The sequence below is a fragment of the Pseudanabaena biceps PCC 7429 genome, from assembly GCF_000332215.1.
GTDB classification, from domain to species: Bacteria; Cyanobacteriota; Cyanobacteriia; order Pseudanabaenales; family Pseudanabaenaceae; genus Pseudanabaena; species Pseudanabaena biceps.
The window spans coordinates 1-5,429 of sequence record NZ_ALWB01000287.1; the positions used below are offsets into that span (position 1 = coordinate 1).

Here is a 5,429-nt window from a genome sequence, read left to right on the forward strand (position 1 = left end):
GCGCACGCTGCGCGTGCGCCGCAGGTTTTAGGGTTTTAATTATGTTGAGGTACTTAGCAATCCTAAATGAGTTATGGGATGTGACTTCGCTCAGCCATCGCGATGTAATGCTTGAATCGCAAATGCCAAAGGATCATGGCTTATTTTTTGGTTGTCCTTACTCCTAGAAGATTTCTGTAAATTGTTAGGCTTTTAGTTAGGAATAAAACAAGCAGATAAGTCATCAAATCATGACAAAAAAGAAAGTTGTTTTTGCTTTTTTCTTGGCAATATTCTTGGCAATATTAATATCTAGGCAATAAGTATCTAGGCAATAAGTATCTAGGCACAATTACATATAAAACCTCAAAAGCTTTAGCCTTCGCTAAAGCTTTTGGCTCTGGATTTTAATTATGCTCAGCTACTTATAGCTATAGTCAGTAATGTTAGGACAACAATCAAATCCAATAGAGGGTTGCGGCGCTTCGCGCCGCAACCCTCTATTGGATTTGATGTCCTGACTTAAGTGAATATAGCTATATCAATATCTTGGGAATCTTTGGAATAATTTTGGGAATATTGGCATATTTAACGTGAGTTCGGGATAATTGGAAACGGGCTTTGAGAGAGGGTTTGCGGAGCAAACCCTCTCTCAAAGCCCAAAAGTAAAAGCCTTGCGTAGCAAGGCTTTTACTTTTGAGGTTTTAAAATTTGCCAGCTTAACCCGAACTGAAGTTAACTTGCTATTATTGCAAATAGATAGAATCAGTGATGCCATCAACGATCAATTCGGCAATGAGTTTCGCTGTGATTGGTGCAAAAAGGATTCCATTCCGATAATGTCCCGTAGCTAAAATGAGATTCTCGTAATCGCTAGATCCTAAAATCGGGATTTCATGGGGAGCGTGAGGTCGAAATCCCCACCATGTTTCGGTGATTGGCATATTGGAGATCGCAGGATAAACCGCGATCGCTCGGTTTAATAACTGAGCAATACCTGCGGCATTGTTGCCCTGATCAAAACCCACATCTTCGACCGTTGCCCCAATCACGATCGTCCCATCTTGGCGCGGCACGATATAGCAATTGGGTGCATAAATTACTCGTTGCAATTTGCGATCGCTATCAAACACTGAAAGCATCTGTCCCTTAATGGGCTTAATTGGTAAAGGCAGTAGCGATCGTGTCCATGCACCTGTAGCTAGCACATAGCGATCACTGTGTAATTTACCTGCACTAGTATCGAGGTGTGTGACGCGATGGCTGTCGCGGACGATTTGATAAACCGTTGTGCCTTCAAGGATTTTAATTGAGAGCGATCGCGCCGCTCCTAATAAAGCTTTTGCGAGCTTGCGATTATTGACCTGTCCATCTTCAGGCAGCCAGAGCGCACCTAAAATCGATTCCCCTAAACCAGATTGACGCTGACGGGATTCTTCAAGACTGATATATTGGGGATGTTTGGTGATGGCTTGGCGATCGCTTTCCGAAAGAACTGGAGCAAGCATCCCACAACACCAATAACCGCAATCTTGTCCTGATAACCGCATCAAGTTCGCAATCCATTGGGGATACATATCACGACTACGGATACCAAAACTTAAGAGATCTCCTTCTAATTTTTCTGCCTCAGGGGCAAGCATTCCCGCCGCCGCCCAAGTTGCTCCACGTCCGCAGAGTTCACGCTCAACGATCGTAACATTTGCCCCCTTTTGCGAAAGGGCGATCGCTGTCGCCAAACCAATAACGCCACCACCAATCACTAAAACATCAGTCATTTCATTTTATCCTTCTATTTGGCTAGAGATTTACATAAGGTTTACATTTATCTCTAACCCTATTACATCCTTCAAATTGATATTATTTTTTGTTTTCAAATGAGTGTGTAAGTAGTTCGGCATAATTAAAAACCAAAACCAGAGAGCATATCGCCCGCGCAGCGGGCGATATGCTCTTCTAGGTTTTAAGTTTACTTATGCCTAGGTACTTACTCATTTGAAAACAAAAAATAATCCTAAGTAGCTAAGCGCAATTAAATATAAAACCCCAAAAACTGTAGTGCACGCTGCGCGTGCGCTACAGTTTTTGATTCTGAGTTTTAATTATGCCCAGCCACTTAATCCTAGACAATAAGATTTATACTTACCATAAATCTCACTCTCTATTCCCTTCTTCTACTTAGATATAATCCCTTCCCAACAACGAAATTATTTACTCGGAAGCGCGAGTGGCTATTACGGCATAAAAGGGATCGCTGCTAGCCATACCCAGCATTGCTAAGAAAGGAGAGCTAGGCGGAACGTTTGCCACCAACTCTGGGCGAGTAAAACCTTGAGGAACTGAAGCAAAATATTTGAAGACTAACTTCGTGCGATCGCTTTCTTCTCCATCCCGCCATGCTTGAATCGCTTTTTGATAAAACATCCGATTCGAGAAGCTAATAATCGCAATGCCACCGAATTTAAGAATCCGATGAATTTCTGCAAATATGCGCTCTGGATATTGTAAATACTGCACTGAGACTGTGTTTAACACGGCATCAAAAGAGCGATCGGCAAAGGGTAATAACTGCTGTTGATTGAGATTTTGGACAAAATAATGATCTAAACGCGGGTTGCGAGCCAATTCCGCTTCATTCAGTCCATGCCCTTCTACATGCTCAAACTCCATTTCTTCGGGGAGATGTGACACCCAACTACTCATCAAATCAAGAATACGCGTATTTGCCTGTAGTCTTTGACGGTATAGATCGGTGAGTTGTTGAATAAAGCGATCGTCTACATGAGTAACAAAACGAGGATGGTCATAGAACAGCGCATCATCGGAGTTATCAAGTTTTGTACGTTGTTCTGAAGCAAGTTGCATAGATAGTTCAAAGGGAAGATACCGATTCCATCATACTCAAAATTTATGATTAAGTTTTATTAAGATTTTAATGAAAGTAATTCTCAATAAAAAATTCTCTTGTAGGATAAGCAAAGAAAAATTATTGCAAGTAATTCCTATTAGCTGCAATAACAAAACCCTATTCTTGATGACTTATTGTCGATCTAATTAACTATGCAAATCACTGAAAATACTGCGAAAAAGACTAATATTCGCTATGAATGGTGGGCAGGGAATGCCCGTTTTGCCGACTTGTCAGGACTCTTTATTGTTGCCCATGTTGCTCAAGCAGCCCTAGTCACTTTCTGGGCAGGAGCATTTACTTTGTATGAAATTTCATGGTATAGACCCGATCTACCCATGGGCAATCAAGGGCTAATTTTACTACCCCATCTTGCCTCTTTAGGTATTGGTGTTGGGGAAGGAGGCGTAATTATTGATACTTATTCCTATTTTGTGATTGGCACGTTACACCTAATCTCGTCCGCAGTTTTAGCGGCTGGCGCATTATTTCACCTGACCAAGACCCCCGCAAGTCTCAAGGGACTCAATGGCTTTGCAAAAAACTTCCACTTTGAATGGAGTGACTCACGCAAATTAGGAATCATCTTGGGACATCATTTACTGTTCTTAGGGGCGGGAGCCTTATTACTGGCTGCCAAGGCTATGTATTTCGGTGGGCTCTATGATGCCACTATTCATGCTGTGAGAGTGGTGACGGAACCAACCCTCAATCCATTGACCATTTATGGTTATCAAACCCATTTCGCTGATGTCAATAGCCTTGAAGATCTTGTGGGCGGACATATTTATGTAGGAATTATGCTTTTAGCTGGCGGAGTATGGCATATCATTGTGCCGCCTTTGGCTTGGGCGAAGAAAGTTCTCATCTTCTCTAGTGAAGCTATTCTTTCCTATTCCTTGGGAGGCATTGCATTGGCAGGGTTTGTGGCTTCCTATTTCTGTGCTGTAAATACTCTCGCCTATCCAGTAGAGTTCTATGGTGAAGCTTTGCAAGTGAAGTTAAGCGTAATGCCTTTCTATGCGGATACAGTGAACTTGCCATTGGGCGCACATACCCCTAGATGCTGGCTAGCTAATGCTCACTTCATTTTAGCGTTTTTCTTCTTGCAAGGACATTTATACCATGCGCTCAAAGCTTCTGGTTTTGATTTCAGTCTCATTAGTCGGGCTCTTAACATGACCACTACATCCGCAGAATAGCTTTCAGTTTATCGATCTTGGTTCTTAAATCCCAAGCAATATTCTAATACCAATTCACTGAAGTGAGCCAACACTTCAGTGAATTAGAAAACAAACCCAGTAAGGTTTTGAAATTGGTCTGATTGAGTAGATATAAAATCCTGTGCCTTCTGCACAGCGGAAGATACAGGATTTTATTTTCTTTCATTTTATTTTTTAATTCTTCTCAAATTCTAAGAGAACAAAAATATGGCGATGTTTCTGGGAAGCCTATTAGCGATCGCTTCACTCACTTATCTGGTCAACTTTTGGGTGCTGATGGGGTTGATTCAACGATAAACAATGAAGCGACGCGAGTAACTATGACGCGAGTTTTAAATCAACTGCGGCTTGAAGAATTGATTAGCTGGCGCAATCATTATTTAACCTTGCCTAAAGTGTGACAACACTTTTGTGAATTGAAAACTAAACCTAGTAAGGGTTTTCAATTCAAGAAATGGCTACACCATTTCTTGAATTGGTATAAAAAATATGTCAAAAATTAACTAGGAGAAACAGAATGACTATTGGTGTATTTTACGGAACTCAGACAGGAAATACAGAAAGTGCCGCAGCAGAAATTCAAAGAATATTTGGTTCGGAATTGGTCGACTTGCATGATGTAGCGAAGGTGGATATTAGCGATTTTGAAGGTTATGATTGCCTAATTATTGGCTGTCCAACTTGGAATATTGGCGAGTTGCAATCAGATTGGGAAGGACTTTTTCCTGAATTGGATGATGTGGATTTTTCTGGCAAGAAAGTTGCTTATTTCGGTTGTGGCGATCAGGTTGGCTATGCAGATAATTTCTTAGATGCGATCGGTATCCTAGAAGCAAAAATTACTGAACGGGGTGGTAAAACTGTTGGCTATTGGTCTACGGATGGATATGATTTCGATGAGTCTAGAGCTGTACGAGGCAATAAATTTGTCGGCTTAGCACTTGATGATACCAATCAAGCGGACTTGACCGAACAAAGGTTGAGAAAATGGGTAGCACTATTGAGAGTTGAGTTTGGTGTTTAGGGAAGCCGAATACTCGCACAACGAGGGGCTTATTCACTTGTTAATTAAGTAGGGCTTGCTGAAAAAGAGACTAAGCGGAAAGGAGTGTGCAAAGAGGAAGGGGATAATACTTTGACTGTCTACTAGGAAATTGCCAAGAAAAAGAATTAAAGTTAAAGAGCGGTTTCCGCGAAGGAAGAACAAAGAGTTGCCAGACAAAAACAAAAACCAAAGAAAAACCGAAAAAACAATCCGCTTGAGCAGGGCTTCCAAATTCATCACCAAGAAAGTGATAGCGATCGCTGTTTCCGAAGTA

Annotated in this window: 6 protein-coding genes; 3 read left to right on the forward strand and 3 right to left on the reverse strand. The window is 41.5% G+C overall.

What is annotated here, in order from left to right; translation table 11 throughout:
* Window positions 1-725: 725 nt before the first annotated feature.
* On the reverse strand, window positions 726-1,757 hold the full coding sequence (thiO, locus tag PSE7429_RS20850) for a glycine oxidase ThiO (protein ID WP_009629345.1): 1,032 nt from the start codon (window positions 1,755-1,757) through the stop codon (window positions 726-728).
* A gap of 433 nt (window positions 1,758-2,190) precedes the next feature.
* A complete protein-coding gene (locus PSE7429_RS20855; protein WP_009629346.1) occupies window positions 2,191-2,844 on the reverse strand; it encodes a class I SAM-dependent methyltransferase in 654 nt (217 codons plus the stop codon).
* A gap of 195 nt (window positions 2,845-3,039) precedes the next feature.
* Between PSE7429_RS20855 and PSE7429_RS20860 the strand changes: the two genes are divergently transcribed.
* The 3 genes from PSE7429_RS20860 to fldA all read left to right on the forward strand — a co-directional run bounded on the left by PSE7429_RS20860 (window position 3,040) and on the right by fldA (window position 5,134).
* The gene (locus PSE7429_RS20860) at window positions 3,040-4,089 is read left to right on the forward strand and encodes a chlorophyll a/b binding light-harvesting protein (RefSeq protein ID WP_009629347.1); all 1,050 of its coding nucleotides are present in this window, start codon (window positions 3,040-3,042) and stop codon (window positions 4,087-4,089) included.
* 122 nt (window positions 4,090-4,211) lie between these two features.
* Window positions 4,212-4,511 carry a winged helix-turn-helix domain-containing protein gene (locus PSE7429_RS20865; protein WP_040689972.1) on the forward strand — a complete coding sequence of 100 codons (300 nt, stop codon included), beginning with the start codon at window positions 4,212-4,214 and terminating at the stop codon, window positions 4,509-4,511.
* 116 nt (window positions 4,512-4,627) lie between these two features.
* A complete protein-coding gene (gene fldA, locus PSE7429_RS20870; protein WP_009629348.1) occupies window positions 4,628-5,134 on the forward strand; it encodes a flavodoxin FldA in 507 nt (168 codons plus the stop codon).
* A gap of 33 nt (window positions 5,135-5,167) precedes the next feature.
* Here fldA and PSE7429_RS27370 read toward each other — a convergent pair.
* Window positions 5,168-5,429: hypothetical protein (locus tag PSE7429_RS27370; RefSeq protein WP_040689975.1), on the reverse strand; the 262-nt coding region annotated here is incomplete at its 5' end.